Raw genomic sequence first — 24,261 nt, forward strand, 5'->3', positions numbered from 1 at the left:
GAAGAGAAACGGAGAAATCATATGAGTAAAATGGTTAGAATGGGGATCGACGTAGGGGGAACCCATACCAAGGCAGTGGCCATTGATAATGCGACACATGAGATTATCGGGAAATCCTCCGTCAAGACGACGCATGATCATGTCACTGGCGTAGCCGCAGGTGTTGTGAAATGCTTCATGAATTGCCTGGAGGAGAACAACATCCGTCCAGAGGACGTAGTATTCGTGGCCCATAGTACCACACAGGCTACCAATGCGCTGATCGAGGGCGATATAGCACAGGTGGGCATCATCGGTCTGGCGAAGGGCGGTCTGGAGGGCTGGCTCGCCAAGCGGCAGACCAAGCTTCAGAATATCGATCTGGGCAACAGCAAGGAGATCAAGATCTACAACAGCTTCCTTAATGTTAAAAAAATGTCCGAAGCCTCCGTGATGGCGGTCATCGACGAGCTGAAGCAGCAGGGGGCGCAGGTGATTGTGCCTTCGATGGCTTTTGGCGTAGATAACGGGCGGCCCGAGGAACTGGTCTATATTGAAGCGGAGAAAAAAGGGATGCCGACCACCATGGCCTCCGACATCACGAAATTATACGGGCTGACCCGGAGAACCCGGACGGCCGCGATCAATGCAAGCATTCTGCCGAAGATGCTGGATACTGCCAATTCCACCGAGAATTCGGTGCGCGATGCCGGGGTCCATGTTCCGCTGATGATTATGAGAGGCGACGGCGGCGTCATGGAGATCAGTGAGATGAAGAAGCGGCCCGTGCTGACGATGCTGTCGGGTCCGGCGGCTTCGGTCATGGGCTCGCTGATGTACCTGAGAGCATCGAACGGAGTGTATTTCGAGGTCGGCGGCACGACAACCAATATCGGGGTCATCAAAAACGGCCGCCCGGCCATCGACTATTCCATCGTCGGCGGTCATCCGACCTATGTCAATTCACTGGACGTCCGGGTGCTCGGCGTGGCCGGCGGGTCGATGATCCGGGCGAACAAAAGCGGCGTGGTTGATGTCGGACCAAGATCGGCGCATATCGGCGGTCTGGATTACTCGGTATTTACCGACCCGGACAAGATCAAGGGAGCGCAGGTCGAATTCTTTTCCCCGAAGCCTGGTGATCCTGATGATTATGTAGCGATCCGGCTGGAGAACGGGGAACGGGTGACGATTACGAACTCCTGTGCAGCGAATGTGCTGGGACTGGTGAAGCCGGAGCATTTCTCCTACGGGGATGTGGAGGCGGCCCGAAGAGCGATGCAGGCGCTGGCGGATTACTGCGGAACTACGGTAGAGGATATCGCCAAGCAGATTATGGAGAAGGCCTATGCCAAAATCGAGCCGATCATTCTGGCGCTGGCCGAGAAATACAAGCTGGAGAAGGACCAGATCTCGCTGGTCGGCGTGGGCGGCGGTGCGGCTTCGCTGATTGTCTATTTCTCGGAGAAAATGGGTCTCAAATACAGCATCCCCGAGAATGCGGAGGTTATCTCTTCGATCGGAGTTGCCCTGTCTATGGTCCGGGATGTGGTGGAGCGGATTATTCCGTCCCCGTCCAAGGAAGTGATTGCCGCGCTCAAAATGGAGGCCATGAACAAAGCCATCCAGAGCGGGGCCACCCCCGAGAGCATCGAGATTCATATTGATATTGACCCGCAGACGTCCAAGGTGACAGCCATTGCTACCGGCTCTACCGAGGTGAAGACGACCGAGCTGCTGAAGGAATGCGATGAGGCCGAGCTGCGGGAGCTGGCTGCACAGGATATGCGCATCCCTGTGGAGCGGACGGAGCTGCTGCAGAAGACTAGATATGTCAGTATTTTCGGCGAAAAAATGGATAAAGCCGGTGAAGCCGGTGCAGTCCGCATCCTCGACACCAAGGGCTTCATCAAGGTGCAGAGAGGCCGGGCCATGGCGCTGAAGACCACTGCCGGGGAATATCTCAGCGCGGTCAAGCAGCTATGGGAGGCTATGGCAGTCTATCAGACGGAGCTGATTGCCAGACCTGACTTTTACCTGTGTGTTGGCGCGCGGGTGATGGACTTTACCGCCTCAGACTTCGAACAGTTAGAGCTGCTGATGGACATTGAGGTATCTACGTTCGAGCCGGACACGGAGGTCGTTGTGGTGGCGGCCAATATCAAGCAAAGCTAAGCGCTGCGCGGGAGAGCGTATAGACAGGAGGACGTATGCAAGTACAGACGAAGCTGGGAGAGCTGATGTATCCATTGCTGGAGGTTGACCATGAAGCTTGGGGGATGTATGCCTTCTCGAGAGACATCCTGAACCGGCGTATTCCGCCGGAGACGAAGCGGGAGATGCTGAAGCGGGCCAGAGCCTGCGGCATAGAATATGCACAGCGGATGATGCTGGAATATGGGACCCGTGATGTCAGGGTACTTGCCGGGCGGATGAACCTGAAGCTTGAAATGAAGGATGCGCTCATGACCGGCAAGCGTGTGCTGTTCGCCTCCTATACCCCTCCGGGCCGGATCGAAATTATGGAAGAACCCTTGCGCAGAGCGGCCGGGCAGGTGCGGGAGGCGGGGGCTGGTCTAGTTGAACTTTTTCCGCAAGCTGGTATAATGAATACTATCCTTGGCCACGAAATTTATCATTTTGTAGAAGACCGGTTTGCACAGGAAATATACACCCGGACCGAGCGCATTCTGCTATGGAAGCTGCTGGGCCTGAAGAATTATTCTACAATACGCACCTTAAGTGAGGTTGGAGCCATGGCTTTTACACAGGAGCTGAACAGACTGCGGTATTCGCCGTTTATTCTGGATGTTCTGTTGTATTATGCCTACGACCCTGCCAGTGCGGAGACAATAACCCGTGATGTACTAGGAGTGAGTTCAGGGAAGGTGTAGGGAAGCCGTTGAAGATTATGAATAACAGTAATTCACTGAATGATGTAACTTATAATCGAATAAAAGAAGACATCATGAATATGACGCTCGAGCCGGGAATGGATGTCAGTGTGCAGAAGCTCTCTGAACGCTATGGCGTCAGCCGCACACCGGTGCGGGAAGCTGTCGTCCGTCTTCAGCAGTCAGGACTGGTGGAAATATATCCTCAGCGCAAAACCGTAGTCTCCAAGATCGATCTGCAGCGGGTCCGTGAGGAATGGTTCATCCGCACCTCGCTTGAATCAGCGGTGATCGATGAGTTCATCCGCAAGTGCAGCGAGCTGGTCGCAGATACGATGCAGGAGCTGATTAATAAGCAGAAGAAATACATGGACAAGAAATACTTCAGAGAATTCTATATCAAGGATAACCGGTTCCATCAGCTGATCTTCCAGACGGCCGGGGAGGAATTATCCTGGTTCACCATCGAAGAGGTAGCCTCCCATTATAACCGTATCCGTCTGCTCTACGGCAAGATGGAGGGGGTGCAGCCCTCCGATATCGATAAGCATGTGAAGATGGTGGCGGCAACCCGCAAGCGGGATGTGGAAGGGATGCGCAAGGTCGTGATGGAGCATTCCAATACGCTGCTGGAACGGGTGCAGAGCATGTCCAAGCAATATCCGCAATTCTTCTAATTGTACACAAGATCAAAGGCGTATCCGAAAGTTCCTCTCTATAGGGAGAATTCCGGGATACGCCTTTTTGTTGTGAAATAAGCAGGCTGTTTCTGTATGTGTTAAGCCCTTATTGCTTCTTGAGCCGGCGGTAATACAACCAGGATCTCCCGGTCAGCAGGCCGAAGAGCAGAATGCAAAGGAACAGAATGGAAGTGTTCCATACCCGGGATGGAGTAAATCCGTCACGTATTAGCCCGTCCACGAAGGCTGTTACATTCACACTGTAGAGCAGCATAATGGGCAGGAACAGCGCAGTATAGCTCACGGCAATCTTCCGGGCGTGCTTCAGGCGGTGGAGCGGATCGCTATAGAGCTGCTCCGGGTGTCCGGCAGAATGCTGACCCTCCCGGCCCCACAGGGTCCACTTCTGCAGCGAGAAGGGAGAGCTGTAGAGCTTGCTCCAGCCTGCCTCCTGATGCAGCTCGAAATATCCTTCGCCTGCAATGACCTGATAATCTGCGTGATAGTGCATTGTCCGCGAACGGCCTTGGCTGAAGTGGAACAGTGTGCCTCCCAGGCTTACCTTGTATAGATTCCAGCCCAGCAGCTCCTGCTCCTCCAGCCATTGCTCCAGCCGGTCAGGAGCATACATCCAGCCTAATTTCATCCGCGCCATTGTAGTGCCCGTAGGCTTATGCGTTGCGGGAGGCTTCGTCATGTCCGTGTGCCCATGGAGAAGTGCGTTATTGGCCGCCCGGAGCTTGATCAGCGAATAAATGGCAAGCACCAGCAGGAGTACTGCCAAGGCAGCGGCCGTCCAGGTAACCGCCCACATTGGGCTGGGTTGAATGCGGACGGGAGCATTCTGGGAGTAGGAGAAGCTTAATATAAGGAGCGGTATAAGTGCGATAAGCAGCAAATACACCAGAATGCCCATAAATACATAGTAGATGATGCGGTTCCGCTTTAAGACATCCTTACGGGAAGGATAGGCCTTAATCTGTGACGGCTGCTGATCGTTTTTGTAGAGGCACCATTGTCCTTGCTGTAACTGCTTGGTCCATCCCGCTGCGGTTAGGGAGGAAGCGACCTTGAAGCGGGAGGCCGGACCGTAATCCAGTTGATATGTCAGCTGGACCGGCTCCGCCTGCCGGAATGTAAAGCGCCGCAGCAGCAAGTTCCACTGTGTCAGCTGCCATCCCCGGCCGGCCATACCGGCCAGCCATGCCTCTGTTCCAGGCAGGTCATAGCTCCAGAAGGGCCGAAACACTTTTTTCATTGAAATTCCTCCTCACTGGCGGCAGCATTGCGGTGAAGCTCCTTCAATCTGCCGATTTCTGCGCGCATGACTTCCTTGCCCGGCTCCGCTACCTCGTACACCGTCTTTCGCTCTTCATCGGCAAAGACGGTAATCAGACCGTCCTTGCTCATCTTGGTCAAGGTACCGTACACCGTACCCGAGCCCAGCCTGAGCCGCCCGCCGGACAGCTCCTCCACATGCTTGATGATTCCATATCCGTGGCGCGGCTTGGTTAAGGATAACAGAATATAGAAGGCCGTCTCGGTCATAGGGACGTACTTCTTGAGAATCTTGTCTACATTGGACACTGCGGTCACCTGCTTCGATATTCATATGTCACGCTGCGACTATGTCATGGTGTGACTATATCACGTTGTGACATATTAGGCAAGAAGGATTACTCCTGAGAAATAATCAGGGGCTCACATACCGGCTGCCAAATCTCAGGCACCAGCTGCGGCTGTGAACAGTAGACGGTCTGTAAATAACGGCTGATAGGGGCCAGCTCGCCTTCAACCAGCACCTCCTTAATCTCTGAGGGCTTGGAGGGGATAGCTTGTCCGGTGGAGGACATGAATTCGGTAAGGGGGAGCAGCATGGCGCAGCTTTTGCGGTACAGCATCCGGTGCGGGAATCTGGGCGAGCTGCCGGAATCATATTTGGAGAGTCTGATGCGGGAGAAGTGAGCGGCCAGTACCTGACGGGCATCGAGCTTAAGCACGGCGAAGGGTTCGTCCGGCTCCCGGCGCGAATACATCGCAGCCATCGCCAGGCAATCGCGCCAGGTCGGCCACAGGAACACATGGCGGTCCAGGCAGCGGCGGAATTCCTCTACGGTGGTACCCGGTGCCATCGCTTCAGGCTTAATGCGCAGATGGGCATTAAGCACTGCGGCTTGCCCGGCATAGCTTATCCGGTGCGCGGCCGTCCGGCGCTCCCCGTCTGCATGGGCAGGACTCAGCACCGCTGGGGAATATAAGCTATCCAGGGCAGCGATGGCCGGCAGATTCGCCGCCCGGGTGAAGTGGTAGAAGGAGGTGCGGAGTGGGCTTTTGGTTATGGCGTCAATCAGCGAGGGGTTCATGGCAGCCTCTTAGCCTTTAGGGAGCTGAGAGGCATACTCTTCACCTTACGGTTCAGCAGCACTGCATTAATCTCGCCTCCGGCCAGGATGATGAACGAACTGATATAGAGCCAGAGCAGAAGCACCGTTACGCCTCCGAGGCTGCCGTAGGTTTTGGAGAAGTCGCTGAACTGGTTAACATAGACTGAGAACAGGATGGAGGTCGTAATCCAGCCGATGGTGGAGAACAGCGCACCGGGCATGACCTCCCGCAGGAGCAGTCTGCGGCTGGGCGCGATCCAGTAGAGCAGGGTGAAGACAATGAACATCACCAGCAGCGGAATCAGATATTGCAGCAGGTCCCACAGCTTCTGGAAGCCGTAAGGGAGATCAACCAGCAGGAACACCTGCGTCTTAAGCCAGGTTCCAAGCACAAGCAGCAGAATGCTTAGCAGCACGACTAAGCCGATCGTCAAGGTGGCCAGCAGGGCGATCCCGCGGATTTTCCAGAAGACTCTGCTCTCATCGATCTCATAGGCACGGTTCAGCCCCTTGATGATGGCATTGATTCCCTTGGAGGCGGCCCAGAGCGTAGCGAGCATCCCGAAGGACAAAAGCGTCTGGCTGCGGCCGGCAGATACATCCTGCAGAATCTCTTCAATAATAGTGATGGCTTCGGCGGGCATAACCTGCTCCAGCTGGTGAATGTACTTCTCCAGGGAGATATTCGCATATCCGATCAGGGTCATAATGAAGATGAGGAAAGGGAACAGGGACAGAATCAGATAATAGGTGAGCTGCGCGGCAATTCCCTGGACATCGTCGGTATTGATTTTGACCCATAATTGCTTGATGAAACGGAAGGTGCCTCGTGCACCGCCGGAGCTGCTGTTCATAGAATCCTCCTAGATGATTTGATGAGTAGGCTACCATGTTCGCCAAATATATCAATATATATGTATACCCCGGCAAAATATCCTTTTACCCGCAAACCTGCAGTTATTGTATCACCAGAAAATTTCCGGTTCCCTGCCTGATTAGATTCTGTTATTCTAGCTTCAGTCAGATTATATATGCCGGGAGAGTGCTCGAGTGCCGCTGCTGTATTATGTTCAGACCGCTATGATCGGGTTAGTGATTACCCTCATTATCAGCTTCCATATGTTTATCCGCAACAAGCAGAAATCGGAGCTGAGAAGTATTTTCCTCGGCCTGCTACTGGCTAATACGCTGCTGCTCTTGCTGGAGATGAGCATTAACATCGTTACAGGCACGGATTCGTCCGTCGCCGGAAGACTGCTGCCTTATATGATCTGTCTCTTCTATATTCTTAATCCGCTCCCGGAAGCGCTGTGGATCTTCTACCTGGATGCGGTGATCCGCAGGAATGAACAGCAGGGCATGAGCCGGAGCACGGCTGTGTGGGTCTGCCTGCCGCTGCTTGTGAATACGCTGCTGTCCGTTGCCAGCTTATCCGGGGGTTATCTATTCTATGTAGACGGGGACCATGTGTATCACCGCGGGGAATATTTTCTGCTGATGCCCGGGATGTGCTATATCTATCTGCTGTATTATCTGGTGATGATCGTACGGAAGCGCAAGCATATTTCGCCTCAGGAATTCCGCGCCCTGCTGTTCGCAGCTCTTCCGGCCATTGTTGCCGGTCTGCTGCAGAGCATGTTCTACGGCATCAGCGTGGTGTGGATCGCCCTGGCGTTCTCCCTGCTGATTGTCTATATCAACCTCCAGAACGAGCAGGTCTACAAAGAGCTGGTGGAGCTCGACCGGCTGAAGGATCAGCTGCTGGCCAATACGTCACATGAGCTGCGCACGCCGCTGAACGGAATTATTAATATTACCAGCTCCGTACTGGATAGCGGGCGGGAAGAGCTGGATGAGGCGCGGCGGTATAATCTTCAGACCGTTGTGTCCGAAGCGCGGAGACTCGATAGTCTGATCAATGATATTCTGGATGCGGCTGTCATGAGAAGCGGCAAGCTGAAGCTGAAGCTGCGTCCGATCGACCTGCACTCCGTTGCCGAGGCCTCCCTGAATATGATCCGGCAGCTGCATAACAGCGGAGAGATTGCCTTCATCAATCAGGTCCCGGAAGCTCTGCCGCCCGTCTATGCCGACGAGGACCGGCTGTACCAGATTCTCTACAACCTGATCGGGAATGCCGCCAAATTCACCCGGCAGGGTTCAATAACCGCGGGAGCCGCGCTTAGGCAGAACCGGATGGAAATCTGGGTCGAAGATACAGGCAGCGGGATTGCCGGGAACCGGCTGGAGGACATCTTCAAGCCCTTCTACCAGATTGATTCCAGCGAGACCCGGGAGGCTGGAGGCACCGGACTCGGGCTGTCTGTTACCAAGACACTGATCGAGCTGCACGGGGGCGGGATCCGGGTCAGCTCCGAGCCGGGGCAGGGCAGCCGCTTCATCTTCACTCTTCCGGTCAGCAGGCTGCCTGCGGAGAAGGGACGCAGGAAGGAGGCGGCAGGCTTGCCTGTACAGTCCCGCAGAAACGCTCCTGCCGCAGGGAATGAGAGCAGGGGAGATCAGAGCCGCTCCATCCTGGCTGTGGAGGATGATCCGGCGAGCCTTGCTGCGCTGATCAGCATTTTGCAGCATGACGGATATTCGGTCACAGCCGTCACGGACGGCGTGGCTGCACTGGAGGCGCTTGAGCAGCAGGGCCGGTATGATCTGATGATTCTGGATGTGATGATGCCGCGGATGTCAGGCTATGAGGTGCTCAGGAGGCTGCGGGACAGATACGGGATGCTGGACATGCCGGTGCTGATGCTGACCGCCAAGGCCCGGCCGGAGGATCTGCAGGCCGGATTCGCGGCGGGAGCGAATGATTATCTGGCTAAGCCGTTTGAGGCGCTGGAGCTGAAGTCGCGGGTCAATACACTCGTACAGCTGAAGGAGTCGGTCAGTAACCGGATCACGGCGGAGCTGTCTTTTCTGCAGGCGCAGATTAAGCCTCACTTCCTGTTCAACTCCCTAAGTACCATTATTGCCCTCAGCACGAAGCAGCCCCAGCGCTCCAAGGAGCTGCTGTACCACCTGTCTGATTATTTGCGCGGAAGCTTCAACTTTGAACAGAGTGACGGGTTCACGCCGCTGGCCAGCGAGCTGTCTACGGTAAGGGCTTATGTGGCGATTGAGCAGGAGCGGTTCAGGGACAGGCTGTGTGTAGAGTATGAGATAGATGAGCACATAGAGCTGATGGTGCCCGTGCTCGTCATTCAGCCGCTGGTCGAGAATGCGATCCGCCATGGCATTATGCGCAGGATGGAGGGAGGGACCGTCCGCCTGAGCATTAAGCAGGAGGGCCGCCGGGCGGTCATCCGTATCGGGGATAACGGCGTCGGCATATCCCCTGAACAGCTATCCGGCCTGCTCGAGCGCCAGGGTCCGCAGACCGGCGTGGGGCTGGCTAATATTCAGCGGCGCATGATGATCCATTACGGCTACGGGCTGCTTGTAGAGAGTAGACCGGATCAGGGCACCTCGGTAACCTTCAGCATTCCGCTGGATCCCAGAATACTATAATCGATGAGCGTCTTCTGTGCCGTTAGCGGCCGGAAGGCGTTTTTTTGCCGCTTGCTGCGGGGGCAGAATATGACTATGGCGGGGTTGCGGAATGAATGAACGAGTGCTGTAAACCCAGCAGCAGCAAGGCTTCGCACAGTGGTACTAAGATGACTATAGACGGCAATTCGCGGACTCCTCTATATTGGGGGCAGAGCAAGCAGCTGCTGCCTTACCCTGCTGTGCCGGAGCAGAAGCTCACTGGCCGGCAGTGAAATGAATACGCTTTCCAGAGGAGGCAAGAGATTTGACAACGACAACAACTGGAACGGTGAGCCGGATGAAACGGGTGCAATTGAGAGCGGTATGGATCTGGGCGTTGTGTGTCCTGCTATGTGTTCCATTGCTGGCAGGCGGGGGCCGTGCGCAGGCTGATCCTGCTGAAACCGGCGGACCCGCCGGACCTGCTCCGCTTACCGCGAAGCAAATGGTTGCTCTGATGGGCAGAGGGACGAACCTGGGCAACACCTTCGAGGGGAACTGGAACAGCCAGAGCTTCGCGGATGTGAAGGGGGCGGTGGATGCTTACATTGCGGCGGGCTTCACCAGCATCCGCATTCCGGTCAACTGGGGCGGACGGGGCAGTAAATATGCTTCGACTGCGGATGAGGCCGGGAATTTCTCTCCCGATGCACCGAATGTGGCAACTGTGAAGCAACTGGTGGACTATGTGCTGAAGGATGTGAACGTCCAGCGTGCCTGTGAAGGCAAGCAACCGGTGATCCTGATTGTGAATACCCATCATGAGGAATGGGCGATGAATGCGGTGCAGGGGGAACCTGCTTTTGAGACGAATATGCAGCGGCTGGAGACGATCTGGTCGGGTATCTCCGCCTTATTCAAGGACGCGCCGGACACGCTGGTGTTCGAGCTGTTCAATGAACCGCATCTGAGTATGAATACGGGAGCTGCCGCCAAGGCAAGTGTGATCGAGCTTAACAAAAGAGCCTACGACGCCATCCGCAGCTACACCTGGAATGGCACCCAGCCCCATGCCAGCCGGGTCGTGATCTTCGGCGGGTACAATTACAACAGCGGCTGGGGCCTGTACGACACGTACCGCAATCCGCTGGATCTGCCGGGTGAAGGCACAGACCCGTATGTGATGGGCACGTACCATTCGTATTTTCAGAATCTGGCCGATCATCTGAAGCGGGTGGACGATGTGAAGCGTGAATTCGCAGATGTGCATGATATTCCTGTGTATCTGGGCGAATTCGGGTACGAGCACCGGGGCGTCATTACGGATACGCTGCTGGATAACTACCGGCAGATTGCGAATAAGGCGATATCGGCGCAGTTCGCCGTGTCGGTATGGGATGACAATGGCTGGTATCAGGTCTATAACCGGGCAACCGGGCAATTCAATGCACTGAAGGATCAGGTCCTAGACATAGATAACTGATCCTCCGTGCCGGAAATGGGGAAGGAAGATGGGAAATCCATTAGCGGCCTCCCGGCCGTCAATGTCTGCTGTCCACCGGAAGCAGAGACTGAAGCGTCTGGTCCGCAACCGCTGGTTATATATCATGCTGCTGCCCGGACTGCTGTACTTTATTATTTTCAAATATATCCCGATGTACGGGGTACTGCTCGCCTTCAAGAACTACCAGCCGTTCCTGGGCTTCCTGGATAGTGAATGGGTCGGGATGAAGCATTTCGACCGGTTCTTCGGCGATCCGCTGTTCTGGAAGCTGCTGAAGAATACGTTCGTGCTGGCGGCTTACAATATTCTGTTCTTTTTTCCGCTGCCGATTATTCTGGCCCTGATGCTCAATGAACTCCGCTCGCAGACGTACAAGAAGACGATCCAGACGCTGGTCTACATCCCGCACTTCATGTCATGGGTCGTCATTGTCTCGATTGCCTACCTGTTCTTCACGACCGAGGGCGGGCTGGTCAATGAAGCGATTGCGTCTATGGGCGGCGAGAAAATCCAGTTCCTGCTCAGTCCAAGCTGGTTCCGCACCTTCATTACCGGGGAAGTGATGTGGAAGGAGACCGGCTGGGGAACGATTATCTTCCTGGCGGCGCTGGCCGGTGTAGACACACAGCTCTACGAGGCTGCCAAAATCGACGGAGCCGGGCGGACCCGCCAGCTATGGCATATTACGCTCCCCGCCATCCGTTCCACCATCGTTATTCTGCTGATCCTGCGGCTGGGCAACTTCCTGGATACGGGGTTTGAACAAATTTTCCTGATGCTGAATCCGCTCAACCGCGAGGTCGGAGAAGTCTTCGATACCTATGTCTACACCACCGGGATCTCCCAGGGAGAGTACAGCTACAGCACGGCGGTCGGATTGTTCAAGTCCGTGGTCGGGCTGGTGCTGGTGTTCGGCTCGAACTTCCTGGCGAAGCGCTTCGGTGAGGAAGGCATTCTCTAAGGCTCATAGCGAAAGGAGGAAGTACCCGTGTTAAAAGAAACCTCTATCCCCAGCCGGCTGTTCGATCTGTTCAATATCATCGTGCTGGCGGTGATTGCAATCATAACGATTGTCCCGTTCATCTATGTCGTTGCCGGTTCGTTCGCAACCCAGCGGGAGCTGCTGGAAAAAGGGTTTATTCTCTTCCCTACAGAATTCTCACTGGACGCGTACAATTATATTTTCTCCACCAGTACCTTGATGCGGAGTCTGGGTATCACGATCTTCATCACCGTGACCGGGACGCTGATCAATATTGTACTAACCTGCCTGATGGCTTATCCGCTATCCCGCAGGGATATGGATTTCCGCTCGCCGATTCAGCTCCTGGTGATCTTCACCATGCTGTTCAGCGGCGGGATGATTCCAACCTTCCTGGTCGTCAAGGAGCTGGGGATGATCGATACGTATTGGTCGCTCCTGCTCCCCGGAGCGATCAGCGCCTTCAACCTGATTATCGTGCGCAGCTTCTTCCAGCAGCTTCCGCCGGACCTGGAGGAGTCGGCCAAAATCGACGGTGCCAGCGACCCCGGCATCCTGCTGCGGATCGTCATTCCATTGTCGCTGCCGGTGCTGGCCACGTTCTCGCTGTTCTACGCGGTCGGCCACTGGAACACTTATTTCAGCTCGATTCTCTACATTAATGATTCCACGATGTGGCCGATTCAGGTGCTGCTGCGCCAGATCGTCATGCTGTCCCAAGGCGGCAGCCTGGGCGACACCTCGTCGCTGGAGAGCAACTTCGTCCCGCCGGACCAGGCGGTGAAGATGGCCGTCATCGTCGTATCCACCATCCCGATTCTGATCGTGTACCCGTTCCTGCAGAAGCATTTTGCCAAGGGGGCGTTGCTGGGATCGGTGAAGGGCTGAGGGCTGGGAGCTGAAGTATGGCTGAATTGGCAGGCGGGGGTTTGGGCTTGAGCTTGGGCGAAATGTTGCACAATTTGCAATTTAGACTCCTGGATAGTTAGGTGAATAGAAGGAATGTTGCACAAATGACAAGATTATTCCAGCGAAACCGCCGGATATAGATGAGATGCTGCCTTTTATGCAACAAATTTGGATTTAGCACGATCGGGTGCGTGAAATGTTGCATTTGGTGCAGGATTTCAAGAGAATGGCTACTACCGAATTAAAAAAGGAGAACAACAACCATGACCACAACCAAAGGGGCAAAACGCTTCACCAGACTGGCAACGGCTGCGCTGTCCGCAGCGCTGGTGCTGGGCACATTAGCCGGATGCGGCAGCGTCAATAGGGCGGCAGAGAACGCCGCAGGAACAGACGGAGCCGCAGCGCCTGCCGGACCGTACAAAATGTCCATGATGCTGACCAGCTACAACCCGGAGCCGATGGACCCGGAAGGCGAAATCTACCAGAAGCTCGAAGAACGGACGAACACCGATCTCAAAATCACCTGGGTCCCGTCCACAACCTATTCGGATAAACTCAGCGCGACCATTGCTTCCGGTGAGATGCCAAGCGCCGTACTGGTGCTGGACCAGAAGCTTCCCTACATCGTCAACTCAGTCCGCTCCGGCATGTTCTGGGAGCTGGGACCTTACCTGAAGGATTATCCGAACCTGAGCCGGATGAATGAGGTTGCGCTGAACGCCATCTCCATTGACGGCAAGGTGTACGGCATCTACCGGGCCCGCGATCTGGCCCGCGACGGCTTGATGCTGCGCAAGGACTGGCTGGAGAACCTGGGGCTGCAGGAGCCGAAGACGGTGGATGAATTTTACAAGGTGCTGCAGGCGTTCGTGAAGGATGACCCGGATAAGAACGGCAAGGCGGATACCATCGGTCTGGCCGAGCAGCAGGTGGCGGCGGGCTGGCGGGCGATGCTGACCTGGATGGGCGGTCCGGCGGACTGGGAGATCAAGGACGGCAAGGCGAGCCCGGCGCATCTGAACCCTGCTTTTCTGGAAACGATGAAGTTCTACAAGAAGCTGTACGATGAGAAGCTGATCAATCTCGATTTCGCGGTGGTCAAGGACGGCAAGCAGATGATCAACGCAGGCAAGGCCGGGGCATGGATCGCCAACCTGAATGATGCCAACGGGATTGATGAAAGTGTGCAGAAGGTAACACCAACCGGCTCGATCACGATGGTTAACGCGCTGGAAGGCCCGGAAGGGCTGCGCAGTCCCGGCGGCTCCGGCTCCTACGGTCTCTTCATGATTCCCAAAACGTCCGTGAAGACGGAGGAGGAGCTGAAGGCGGTGTTGAACTTTTTTGACAAGGTGTCGGATGAAGATATGCAGAATATGCTGGTGAACGGTCTGGAAGGCCGCCAATTCACACTGGAGAGCGGAAATTACGTCAAAACAGCCGATCCCAAGCTGCTCGCGGAATACGGGATGGGCGACTCCTCGCAGCTCGCTGTGCTGAGAGATAAAGTGGTGACCTACGGCAAGCCGCTGGTGCATCTGCGCGATGAGATGTGGAAGAAGAATGCGGAGATCGCTGTAGTGAATCCGGTGCAGCCTTTCATTTCTGACACGTACAGTGAACGGGGCTCCGAGCTTAGCAAAATCATCGACGATGCCCGGGTCCGCTTCATTATGGGCGATTTGGACGAGAACGGGTGGAACCAGGCGGTAGCGAAGTGGGAGCAGGACGGCGGCGCCAAGGTAATTGAGGAATACACGGAGGCTTACAATAACGCCAACGCCAAATAGGCAGGAATGGAATTCCCCATATGCTAAAATGAAACCAACAACGCAGATTGCGGGGGGAGTTAGTGATGCGGATACGGATATCCAGCTATTTATTGAAGTTAATCCTGTTTACTCTGGTGATCGGCTCCTTTCCGGTGCTGATCCTGGGATGGTATTCCTATCACTACTCCTCCCGGTCGGTGCTGCAGCAGGTGGAGGAACGCAACTCCCAGGTGCTCAGGCAGAGCCAGCTGCGGGTGGAGCAGACGCTGAAGATGATCGATTTCTCCACCACGCAGCTGCTGGGGCTGCCCACGGTCACGAAGGCGATGGCCACGAAGCTGGACATTAAGGATATGGACATGATTCATGAGCTGTACAAAAATCTCTCCTCGATCCAGACCTTCGAGCTGGGCATTAAAGACGTCTATCTGTTCAGTCTGGAACAGGATTGGCTGATTACGAACTCCGGCATGGATGCCTACAGTCAGCCGGGGCTGAAGGAGAAGCTGCGCCCGTTCGCCGGTATGCAGAGCGGCTCGATGTGGCTCAGCGGCAATTCGGCCAGTATCCAGGGTGCGGACGGGATGGTTGAACTGAATCATGCGGTGATAAATATCAAAAAATGGCCGATTAACGCCAGCCGCCCGCGCGGCTTAATCGCGGTGGTGCTGTCGTCCCAGCAGCTCGATGACCTGATCGGCAACGAGCCGGGGCCGGGCAGTGTGTTCATTCTCGATGAGGACGGCCGGGCGATCACTCATTCCAATCCTTCGCTGCTCGGCAGAGACCTGTCGTCCGAAGGGTATATTGCTGCGATTCTGGAGCGGGAGGATACGGCCGGTGTGTTCAACGGAACCGCCGGGGAGCGTAAGGCCTCCATCTCCTTCCGCAAGTCTGCCTATAACGGCTGGACCTATGTGTCGGTCATTCCGACAGCGGCGGTCACCCGCCAGGCTACCGCGATTGGCCGGACCTCCATCCTGATCAGCTTGAGTGTGCTGGCGGCCACGATGCTGGCGGCGCTGATCGGGTCACGCCGGATGTACAGTCCGGTGCGGCATATTTACCGGTCCCTGCTGCCCGACACCAAGGATCCGCGTCCCAAAAAAGATGAATTCATCGCCATCTCCGACCGCATTCAGGGCATTCTGTCCGACCAGTCCAAGCTCCAGGTGGAGCTGGCAGGCCAGCAGCAGCAACTGGCCGAGTTCCTCGTCCGCAAGCTGATGCTGGGCGAAGCCAGATTCCAGGGTATCCCGGAGCGCCTGCAGGATTACGGCTACGGATACACAGGGAAGTGGACGCTGATGCGGGTATTGCTGGTGCAGGTGGACCGGCTGGACCACAGCAGGTTCACCGAGGAGGACCGTGATCTGCTGCTGTTCGCGATCAGCAATATCGCCCAGGAGGTCATCCCGGAGGGAGACCGGCTGCCGCCGATTGTCATCCGCGAATCGGTGGTGCTGCTGACCGGCAACAGCTCGCAGTCCGAGGAAGCCTTCAAGGAGGCTGTGTATGCCAGGGCAGCCGAGGTGCAGGCTTCTGTGAAGAGCTATCTGCAATTGCAGACCAGCATCGGCATCAGCCGTTCCTGCCAGGCCTGGACCGAGGTAGGACGGGGCTATGAGGAAGGTGAGAATGCGCTGAAGTACCGGGCCCGGCTCGGAGAAGAGGTCATTCTGTTCATAGAGGATGTGCAGCCTGCCAGCCGCAAGGAGATCGTCTATCCCAAGCAGCTTGAGGATGAGCTGTCCGCGGCGATCAAGTCGCATGAACGGGAGCAGGCCGGGGTGCTGCTGTCGCGGATGATGAACGCGCTGGCCGGCGAGGAGGCGGACCATCAGGAATATCAGATGTCGCTGGTCCGCCTGCTGATGGACCTGATCCGGCTGCTTCAGGATGCCGGGATCTCCCATCATCTGCTGAATGCCGGGGAGAACTCGCTGTTCGAGGAACTGCTCGCGATGCACAGCCCCGGCGATATTGAGACCTGGTTCGGAGAGACCATTGTGTATCCGGCCATAGAGCTGCTGAAGCAGCGGCAGGAGACCCAATTCACCAGCATCTCGGAAGAGGTGAAGCAGCTGATCGCCGAAGCGTTCGATACCGATCTGACGCTGGAGAAATGCTCGGCCCGGCTGAACTATCATCCGCAGTATATCGGCCGGGTGTTCCGCCAGGAGACCGGAATCAGCTTCACCGATTATCTGGCGCAATACCGGCTTAACGTAGCCAAGAGATGGCTGAAGGATTCCGATCTGACGATCACCGAAATTGCCATGAAGCTGAAATATAATAACCCGGCGAACTTCATCCGTTATTTCCGCAAAATGGAGGGGATGACCCCGGGCCAGTACCGGGCGGGTCTGATGGAATAAAACGACGGCCCCCTGGTGCTGGAAGCAGAACAGGAAAGGTGTGCTTATCACTTGAATTCAATTACTGCAAGTCAAGGCAAGTCTTACGGTGCATTCCGCAACGGGGGCAGACAGTATGTCATTACAACGCCCCGGACACCGGCAAGATGGTTTAACTATCTGTTCAACGACACGTATTACACGGAGGTATCCCAGACCGGCCAGGGGGACAGTGTGGCCTTCCGGCCTCGTCACCGTACGATAACAAGGGGATTCCGCTACTTTTATCTGAAGGATCAGGTCACGGGCGAGGTCTGGTCACCGCTGTATCAGCCGCTGAGAACAGAGCCTGAATTCTATGAATGTATTCATAGCCTGGGAACGACTGAGATCATCTCAGAAGCGCAAGGGATCAGGTCGTCCGTGCATGTGTTTGTCCCGCGCACAGGCCAGCAGGAGATCTGGACGGTTACGCTGCGCAACACCGGATCTGTACCAAGAGAGCTGTCGCTGTTCAGCGCCTTTACGCTGGAGAACGGGGGCGTGATGGGCAGCCGCTGCCACTTCGATGAAGCGTCGCAGACGGTCTCCAGCTATTCCTTCCCGTATCACGTGACCTATGAGCAGAAGGCCGGCTGTGATGACCATACGAACAGGGTCTATGTCTACCCGGATGCTCCCCCGGCTTCCTATGATTGCAGCCAGCGGGCTTTCTTCGGCGGCGATGATCTGAATGAGCTGCCCGAAGCGGTGCGCAGGGGTATGTGCTCGGGCCGGGTGGCCGAGGCGGAGCATCCGCTGGGTGCGTTCCAGCATACGATGCTCCTCCAGCCGGGGGAGCAGGCAGTGCGGCACTTCGTGCTCGGCTGCGCTCATTCGCTGGAGGATATCCGCCGCAGCAAGGCGGAGCTTGCCGATCAGGGGTACGCGTCCCTGCTTCAGGAGACGGAAGAATACTGGGAGCAGATGTGCGGCAGCTTCCAGGTGGAGACGCCGGATGCGGATGTGAATGCTTTTATGAACCGCTGGCTGCAAAAACAGATCATCATGCAGAGCCGCACCAACCGCATGTCGAATTACTGCCCTGTCCGCAATCAGCTGCAGGATGCGCTGGGGTATGCCCTGGTTGATCCGCAGGGTGCGGCCGGGTATATGATCTCTGTGCTGGAAGGGCAGGAGAAGAGCGGTTTCATTCAGCAGTGGATTATGACGGACGGCTCGCCGCCCAAAAATCTGTGTCTGCTGAAGCACACAGACGGGCCGGTATGGCTGATTATCTGTTTCACCGCGCTGTTGAACCAGTACGGGGACCCGGAGCTGCTGCATCGCCAAGTCGGTTTCAAAGACTCTGATGATAGCGCTACCATCTATGAGCATCTGCTGCTGGCTGCAGACTACATGGCAGGTGCGACCGGTGCCCACGGTCTGTGCCTGATGGGGGACGGGGACTGGAATGACCCGATTAACGGGCCGGGCAGATTGGGGCGCGGGGAATCGGCCTGGAACACGATGGCGCTGGTCTATGCGATCCGGTCATTGCTTCCGTTCTGTGAGCGGCTTTCGGATACAGCGGCAGTGCAGCGTCTGAATGCTGCTGCTGAACGGTTGACGGCAGCAGTGAATAGCATCTGCTGGGACGGCGGCTGGTATGTGGCCGGCTTCGACGATGAAGGCCGGGCGTTCGGCACCGCCCGGGATCAGGAGGGCAAGCTGTTCCTGAACACCCAGACCTGGGCGATAATGAGCGGCATTGCCGAGGGGGAACGGCTGGAGCAGTGTCTGGCGGCCATCGACAGCCTGAATACACCGTTCGGTCCCCGGCTCCTGGAGCCACCGTTCAGCGGGTGGAACCCGCGCTGGGGCCGGATCAGTCTCAAGCTGGCCGGGACGACCGAGAATGGCTCCGTCTATTGCCATGCCTCGATGTTCAAGGCGTTCGCCGACTGCATCGCCGGGCGGGGGAATGAAGCCTGGGAGACTCTCCGCCGGACGCTGCCAACGAACCCGGATAATCCTCCGGAGCGAAACGGTCAGGTACCGATTTTTGTGCCGAATTATTATTTCGGTCTTGCCGATTCCCCGAACTACGGCAAATCCAGCCATCATGTGCCTACCGGAACCGCAGGCTGGATGCTCTGGACCACGCTCGAATATGCCCTGGGGATTCGCGCTACGATGAGCAGGCTGGTGATCGATCCCTGTATCCCTGCCGAGTGGCCGGAGTACCGGGTCGAGCGCCGGTTCCGGGACTCGGTCTACCGGGTTCATGTGCTGAACCCTGAACGGATCGGCCGCGGGACGGTAAAGGTCACGGTGAACGGTGAGGAGTGGACGGAGCCTGTGCTTCCTTATGAGGCGGGGCAGGTATATGAGGTTACGGCTGAGTTGGAGCGTTGACGGAGCAGCGGCCGGAAGTCCAAATGTTCACCGGAGTGACGATTACGCTATAAGTAATTTAAGAGATCGGAGTGGATAAACATGCTGTTCCCCAAAGATACATTAACGCGTGAAATCAAGGACCTGTCCGGCATCTGGCGCTTCAAGCCGGACCCGGACAACCGGGGCAGGGAAGAGAACTGGCAGGCGCAGCCGCTTCGGGATACGATCCCGATGCCAGTGCCCGCCAGCTATAACGACATCACCCAGGATGCGGCGCTGCGCGATCATATCGGTGACGTCTGGTATGATCAGACGTTCATCGTACCGCGCTCCTGGTCCGGGGAGCGGATCATGCTCTGGGTCGGCAGTGCCTGCCACCATGCCGTAGTCTGGGTGAATGGGGTGGAGGTGGCCGCTCATAAGGGCGGGTTCCTGCCTTTTGAAGCAGATATAACAGAGAAGGTATTGCCTGGTCAGGAGAACCGGGTGACGCTGGTGGTCAACAATGTGCTGGACTGGCAGACCCTGCCGCCGGGGCGCATCCGCACCTTTGACGATGAGAAGCATCCTGAGGGCTACCGGGTGCAGGAGTATTTTCATGATTTTTTCAACTATGCGGGCTTGCACCGGCCTGTGAAGCTGTACCGGACCGCTGCGGCGTACATCCGCGATATCACTGTCACTCCAGATGTGCAAGGGCAGACGGGGATCATCGGCTATGCGGTTGAAATCTCTGCGGCTGAAGGCGAGGTTCGCGTGCGGCTGGTGGATGAGGAAGGGAAGGAGGTGGCCGCCGGGACGGGACGCTCAGGCACCTTAAGGGTGGAGAATGCGAGATTGTGGAGACCGCTGAAGGCTTACCTTTACACCTTGCATGTGGAGCTGGTTGACGCAGACGGGCATCTCACCGACCATTATCCGCTCCAGACCGGCATCCGTACAGTGAAGGTGGAAGGGACGCGGTTCCTGATCAACGGCGAGCCCTTCTACTTCAAGGGCTTCGGGAAGCATGAAGACAGCGATATCCGCGGCAAAGGGCTGGACCATGCGGTCAACGTGAAGGATTTCAACCTGCTGCGCTGGATCAACGCCAACTCCTTCCGCACCTCCCACTATCCGTATGCCGAAGAACTTCTTGAACTGGCCGACCGTGAGGGCATCGTGGTTATCGGGGAAGTGCCCGCCGTGGGCTTCACGTTCTTCAATTATAACGACAAGGTGTATACGCCGGATCAGGCGAATGATGAGACGCTGACCCATCACCAGGATGTGCTGTGTGATCTCATAGCCCGGGACAAAAATCATCCTTCGGTGGTGATGTGGAGCTTGGCCAATGAAGCAGCCACGTTCCAGGACGAGGCGGTGCCGTATTTCCGGCAGTTAGCCGATACCGCGCGCAGGCTGGACCCGCAGCGTCCGATCACCATCGTGCAATGGCCGTTGCCGGATAAGTGTAAGGTGGCGCAGTTTTTTGACGTCATCTGTGTGAACCGTTATTACTCCTGGTATCAGGACCCGGGTGCGCTGGAGCTGGTCGAGCATCAGGTGGAGTGGGAGCTGACGAACTGGTACAGCCGGTTCGGCAAGCCGGTGATTATGACCGAGTACGGGGCCGACGCCATCGCCGGGTTCCATCAGGACCCGCCCGTCATGTTCACTGAGGAGTATCAGCAGGAGCTGCTGACCCGGTATCACAATGTGTTCGACCGGCTGGATTTTGTGATAGGGGAGCATGTGTGGGCGTTTGCTGATTTTGCCACCAAACAGGGAATTACCCGTATTAACGGGAACAAGAAGGGCGTGTTTACCCGCCAGCGCCAGCCCAAAGCCGCCGCCCGGATGCTCCGCACCCGCTGGGGAGAGATGGGGAAATATCCGGGGGAAAAATTGGGTAAGTAGGTGGATTAACTATCTCAGTGGTTCCCCGTAGCAAATATGCCAGTGCAGATGCTTCGAGTCCTGATATTTACCGAGATTGGTAATCACTCTGCACGCTCCGTATTCTTCAGTTACCTGGGCTGCAACCTGCTGGATTACTCCGATAAGCTCAAGCAGCAGCTCATGTTCTTCCGTCTGAATGGTTAATAGGGAAGAGATGTGCCGTTTGGGAATGGCTACAATATGAACGGGGTAAAAGGGTCTGGTATGGTGGTAAGCTAGAATATTGTCCGTTTCGATAACCTTGTTAATTTCTGTTTTGCCGCTCAGTACTTCGTCACAATAGAAATCTTCTGTCATATATATCCTCCTAAATAAGTTTTATTCACTTGTATTATACTGGAAAACTCTTAGAATAGTAGGAAAGATAACTAGCCAAAGCTGTCAAAGCCTGACGGTTAAAATACTTCATCAAACCTGCTATAAGGAGAGTGCACTATGAAGCTGCTGCTTGAGGAATACGAGGGAATCAGACGCTGGATGTACCGCAATGCCCGTCCGCTGGACCTGGCACGGTGGAGATTTCATTTGGAGGGCGGCGGGGCTGCGCCGGTACTGGGAGCGCTATCGGCATACCAGAATGAAGACGGAGGCTTCGGCCATGCGCTGGAGGCGGATGCCTGGAATCCGTATTCCACCCCGATTCAGACTGCTACCGCTGTGGAGCGGCTGCTGGAGCTGGAGTTCACAGATACTGAGCATCCGCTGGTGCAGGGAATCCTGAACTATCTGGACAGCGGCGCGGATATGGATAAGCGCACATGGAAGAACGTGGTGGCCTCCAATAACGATCATCCCCATGCTCCCTGGTGGCATACGGAGGCGGATAGTACGTCCCGCAGCATTTACAATCCGACGGCCATTCTGGCCGGATTCATCCTGAAGTATGCTCAGAGAGATAGCGGGCTGTATGCAACCGGATTGGGGATTGCCCGCGAGCTGGCGGAGCTTTTTCTGCGTGATCCTAATATTGAGATGCACCCGCTGAAATGCGTAGCCACCCTGCTGGAATGTATCGCCTGGGCGGAATTGCAGGAGGAGTTCCCTTACGCTGCCCTAAGAGAAGCGCTCAAGGTGCAGAGTGTGCAGCTGATCAGCCGGGATGCGGCTGAATGGAACGGGTATAGCTGCAGGCCGTCCGCATTCATCCATTCTCCGCATAGCCCCGAATACGCAGAGCTCGGCGGATTGCTGCATCAGGAGCTGGATTATCTGCTGGAGACCCGGAATTCTGAAGGTGTATGGAACCTGACCTGGAGCTGGGCGGGGTATGAACGGGAATTTGCGGTCAGTGAGAACTGGTGGAAGGCGCATATTGTCATTGAGAACCTGCGGCTGCTGCGGGCGTTCGGGCGGATGGCTGAGCTGCCGGGGAGCGAATAGAAATTGATTGAACTGTTAAAAAAATGATGCAGCGCATAGTCAAGCCACAGCCCTTCTGATGGAGGGGCTGTGGCTTGACTTGTGCCCGGATACCCGCCTTGCCGGCAGGCAGAGACCGTTAACGTGCGCTATTCGTCTGAACGAATTCCCGCTCGTATATGGCTTGCACATTCTTCAGAATGGTGCTGCTGTGTTCAGAGAATTTCAGCGGGGTGACCCGGTTCTTATGCAGGAACACCCCAGACTTGCCGCTGTGTTCACCGAGGGCCGCCTGATAGAGTAAGCCTGCTCCGTGGGCCGGGCCCGGGAAAAACATGCGTGTAATCGGCCGCAGCCAGAAGGGGATTCCTGATTTTTTGTCGCTGCGAAGGGTGTTGTTGCCTCCGGGATCGGCGCTGCGGATCAGGATGCCTTCGGCTGCAAGCTCCGGGGCTACTGCCTCTGTCCATAAGGACATGGCGCGCTTGGTGTCGGCATAAGGGCCGGTCAGCATCTGAAACTTCGCCGGGTGCTCCAGAGAAGCCGGGTCGAAGCTGCGTTTCATCATGAAAGCGTTGGAGGACGTATTCACGACCGTACGGAGCGTGCCTTTCAGCAAGAGGGGCTTCAGCTCCATCGTAATGATATACGGAGCCACCGTCTGCAGCTCATAATGGAGCTCACGCCCTTGCTTGGACAGGAGTAACTCGGGGAAGCTGCCGCCGGCATTATTGAACAGGATGTCAATCTGCGCTTCGTGGCGGTTAATCTCCTGCAGGGCACTCCTTAACTTTCCAAAATCGCTTAAATCCGCCTTATAGATCCGCAGTTGTCTGCTGCTTAGCGCCTGCCCGACAAGCGGGTCATCTTCTGCAAAAGCAGAGCGGATCAGCGCAATGACCTCCCAGCCTTCTTCCAGAAGTCTATGGGTCAGGGCCAGTCCGATACCGTGATTTGCCCCGGTAATCAACGCTGTACGCGTGGGATGTGATGATTTCATATTGGTTACTCCTTTTCATGGAAAAGTGGTGAATGGTGTTCATTGTATAACTTGGAGCCGAATCCAAGTCAAGTACTAAATTGAGTCATTGACTTGGAGCCAGCTCCAAGTTATATAATGGAATGGAGGATTGATGAGACTAATCGAAGGAAGTGATTGTATGAGTCTGGCGGAAGCGGATCTCCAGCAGGGATATTCGATCAAGGAAACGGCGGAGCGGACCGGTATGTCGGAGGATACAATAAGATATTACGAGAAGATTGGCCTGCTGCCCCGGGCGAAGCGCAAGGGAAACAGTCACCGCATCTATAGCGATTCGGATCTGAACCGGATGCTGCTGATCACATGCCTCAAAAAAACAGGGATGTCACTGGATGACATGCGTCCCTATCTGCACTTGTCTATGGATGCCGATCTGTCAGACTATCCTGAGCTTCATACGATGATTCTGGATCACCGGCAGAAGATACTGGAGCAGATTGCTTCATTGCAGCAGATTGTTGACTTCATAGATGTCAAAATAGATCAGGGTAATCTGGGCCCGCAGGCTTGTGAGCTGACCGGAGACCGCAAGCAGATGCCAAGAGGCCGTCAAGCCAAAGCTAAAGTGTGAGGATTAATGAGAGGTAGGAGGG

General features: G+C 55.9%; 20 protein-coding genes. 14 read left to right on the plus strand and 6 right to left on the minus strand.

The annotated features are described in order from the left end of the window. Positions 1-21: 21 nt before the first annotated feature. From K1558_RS00440 to K1558_RS00450, 3 genes are read left to right on the plus strand one after another with little or no spacing between them, the layout of a single operon-like run. Complete coding sequence (locus tag K1558_RS00440) at positions 22-2,154, plus strand: hydantoinase/oxoprolinase family protein (protein ID WP_238649407.1); 2,133 nt, start codon at positions 22-24, stop codon at positions 2,152-2,154. Between the two features lie 35 nt (positions 2,155-2,189). Continuing rightward, the gene (locus K1558_RS00445) at positions 2,190-2,873 is read left to right on the plus strand and encodes a hypothetical protein (protein ID WP_238649408.1); all 684 of its coding nucleotides are present in this window, start codon (positions 2,190-2,192) and stop codon (positions 2,871-2,873) included. A 17-nt stretch (positions 2,874-2,890) separates the two neighbouring features. Beyond that, positions 2,891-3,550, plus strand: coding sequence for a GntR family transcriptional regulator (locus K1558_RS00450; protein WP_274528323.1), 660 nt, complete (start codon positions 2,891-2,893; stop codon positions 3,548-3,550). 109 nt (positions 3,551-3,659) lie between these two features. Here the strand turns inward: K1558_RS00450 and K1558_RS00455 are convergent, their stop codons facing one another. The 4 genes from K1558_RS00455 to K1558_RS00470 all read right to left on the minus strand — a co-directional run bounded on the left by K1558_RS00455 (position 3,660) and on the right by K1558_RS00470 (position 6,791). After that, positions 3,660-4,811 carry a DUF2812 domain-containing protein gene (locus tag K1558_RS00455; RefSeq protein WP_238649410.1) on the minus strand — a complete coding sequence of 384 codons (1,152 nt, stop codon included), beginning with the start codon at positions 4,809-4,811 and terminating at the stop codon, positions 3,660-3,662. Then, complete coding sequence (locus K1558_RS00460; protein ID WP_238649984.1) at positions 4,808-5,101, minus strand: PadR family transcriptional regulator; 294 nt, start codon at positions 5,099-5,101, stop codon at positions 4,808-4,810. The genes K1558_RS00455 and K1558_RS00460 overlap by 4 nt, the downstream gene beginning before the upstream one ends. A gap of 128 nt (positions 5,102-5,229) precedes the next feature. Then, on the minus strand, positions 5,230-5,916 hold the full coding sequence (locus tag K1558_RS00465; protein WP_238649411.1) for a DUF7002 family protein: 687 nt from the start codon (positions 5,914-5,916) through the stop codon (positions 5,230-5,232). Next, complete coding sequence (locus tag K1558_RS00470) at positions 5,913-6,791, minus strand: YihY/virulence factor BrkB family protein (RefSeq protein ID WP_238649412.1); 879 nt, start codon at positions 6,789-6,791, stop codon at positions 5,913-5,915. The genes K1558_RS00465 and K1558_RS00470 overlap by 4 nt, the downstream gene beginning before the upstream one ends. Positions 6,792-6,987: 196 nt before the next feature. Between K1558_RS00470 and K1558_RS00475 the strand changes: the two genes are divergently transcribed. The 9 genes from K1558_RS00475 (at position 6,988) to uidA (ending at position 21,225) form a co-directional block, all read left to right on the plus strand. After that, a complete protein-coding gene (locus tag K1558_RS00475) occupies positions 6,988-9,459 on the plus strand; it encodes an ATP-binding response regulator (RefSeq protein ID WP_238649413.1) in 2,472 nt (823 codons plus the stop codon). Between the two features lie 95 nt (positions 9,460-9,554). Beyond that, positions 9,555-9,713 (plus strand): hypothetical protein, encoded by a 159-nt coding sequence (locus K1558_RS00480; protein WP_238649414.1) that lies wholly within the window; start codon positions 9,555-9,557, stop codon positions 9,711-9,713. Positions 9,714-9,745: 32 nt separating this feature from the next. After that, entirely contained in the window at positions 9,746-10,903 is a 1,158-nt protein-coding gene (locus tag K1558_RS00485) for a glycoside hydrolase family 5 protein (protein WP_238649415.1), read from the plus strand. Positions 10,904-10,964: 61 nt separating this feature from the next. Continuing rightward, positions 10,965-11,885: an ABC transporter permease gene (locus tag K1558_RS00490; protein ID WP_274528345.1), complete on the plus strand. Its 921-nt coding sequence runs from the start codon at positions 10,965-10,967 to the stop codon at positions 11,883-11,885. 27 nt (positions 11,886-11,912) lie between these two features. Then, complete coding sequence (locus K1558_RS00495; RefSeq protein WP_238649417.1) at positions 11,913-12,794, plus strand: carbohydrate ABC transporter permease; 882 nt, start codon at positions 11,913-11,915, stop codon at positions 12,792-12,794. A gap of 284 nt (positions 12,795-13,078) precedes the next feature. After that, on the plus strand, positions 13,079-14,608 hold the full coding sequence (locus K1558_RS00500) for an extracellular solute-binding protein (protein WP_238649418.1): 1,530 nt from the start codon (positions 13,079-13,081) through the stop codon (positions 14,606-14,608). A 65-nt stretch (positions 14,609-14,673) separates the two neighbouring features. Beyond that, positions 14,674-16,968: a helix-turn-helix domain-containing protein gene (locus K1558_RS00505; RefSeq protein ID WP_238649419.1), complete on the plus strand. Its 2,295-nt coding sequence runs from the start codon at positions 14,674-14,676 to the stop codon at positions 16,966-16,968. A gap of 51 nt (positions 16,969-17,019) precedes the next feature. After that, positions 17,020-19,344, plus strand: a complete 2,325-nt coding sequence (locus K1558_RS00510; protein WP_238649420.1) for a 3-O-beta-D-glucopyranosyl-beta-D-glucuronide phosphorylase — start codon at positions 17,020-17,022, stop codon at positions 19,342-19,344. A gap of 81 nt (positions 19,345-19,425) precedes the next feature. Further along, positions 19,426-21,225 carry a beta-glucuronidase gene (gene uidA / locus K1558_RS00515; protein WP_238649421.1) on the plus strand — a complete coding sequence of 600 codons (1,800 nt, stop codon included), beginning with the start codon at positions 19,426-19,428 and terminating at the stop codon, positions 21,223-21,225. Between the two features lie 9 nt (positions 21,226-21,234). On the opposite strand, the gene K1558_RS00520 is transcribed toward uidA, so the two are convergent. Then, on the minus strand, positions 21,235-21,564 hold the full coding sequence (locus K1558_RS00520; RefSeq protein WP_238649422.1) for an HIT domain-containing protein: 330 nt from the start codon (positions 21,562-21,564) through the stop codon (positions 21,235-21,237). Between the two features lie 138 nt (positions 21,565-21,702). Between K1558_RS00520 and K1558_RS00525 the strand changes: the two genes are divergently transcribed. Then, positions 21,703-22,647: a hypothetical protein gene (locus K1558_RS00525; RefSeq protein WP_238649423.1), complete on the plus strand. Its 945-nt coding sequence runs from the start codon at positions 21,703-21,705 to the stop codon at positions 22,645-22,647. Positions 22,648-22,765: 118 nt separating this feature from the next. Here the strand turns inward: K1558_RS00525 and K1558_RS00530 are convergent, their stop codons facing one another. Then, entirely contained in the window at positions 22,766-23,626 is an 861-nt protein-coding gene (locus K1558_RS00530; protein WP_238649424.1) for an SDR family NAD(P)-dependent oxidoreductase, read from the minus strand. A gap of 133 nt (positions 23,627-23,759) precedes the next feature. On the opposite strand from K1558_RS00530, the gene K1558_RS00535 reads away from it, so the two are divergent. Beyond that, positions 23,760-24,239 carry a MerR family transcriptional regulator gene (locus K1558_RS00535; protein WP_238649425.1) on the plus strand — a complete coding sequence of 160 codons (480 nt, stop codon included), beginning with the start codon at positions 23,760-23,762 and terminating at the stop codon, positions 24,237-24,239. Positions 24,240-24,261: the final 22 nt, after the last annotated feature.

Source organism: Paenibacillus piscarius, assembly GCF_022234545.1.
GTDB lineage: Bacteria > Bacillota > Bacilli > Paenibacillales > Paenibacillaceae > Paenibacillus_AQ > Paenibacillus_AQ piscarius.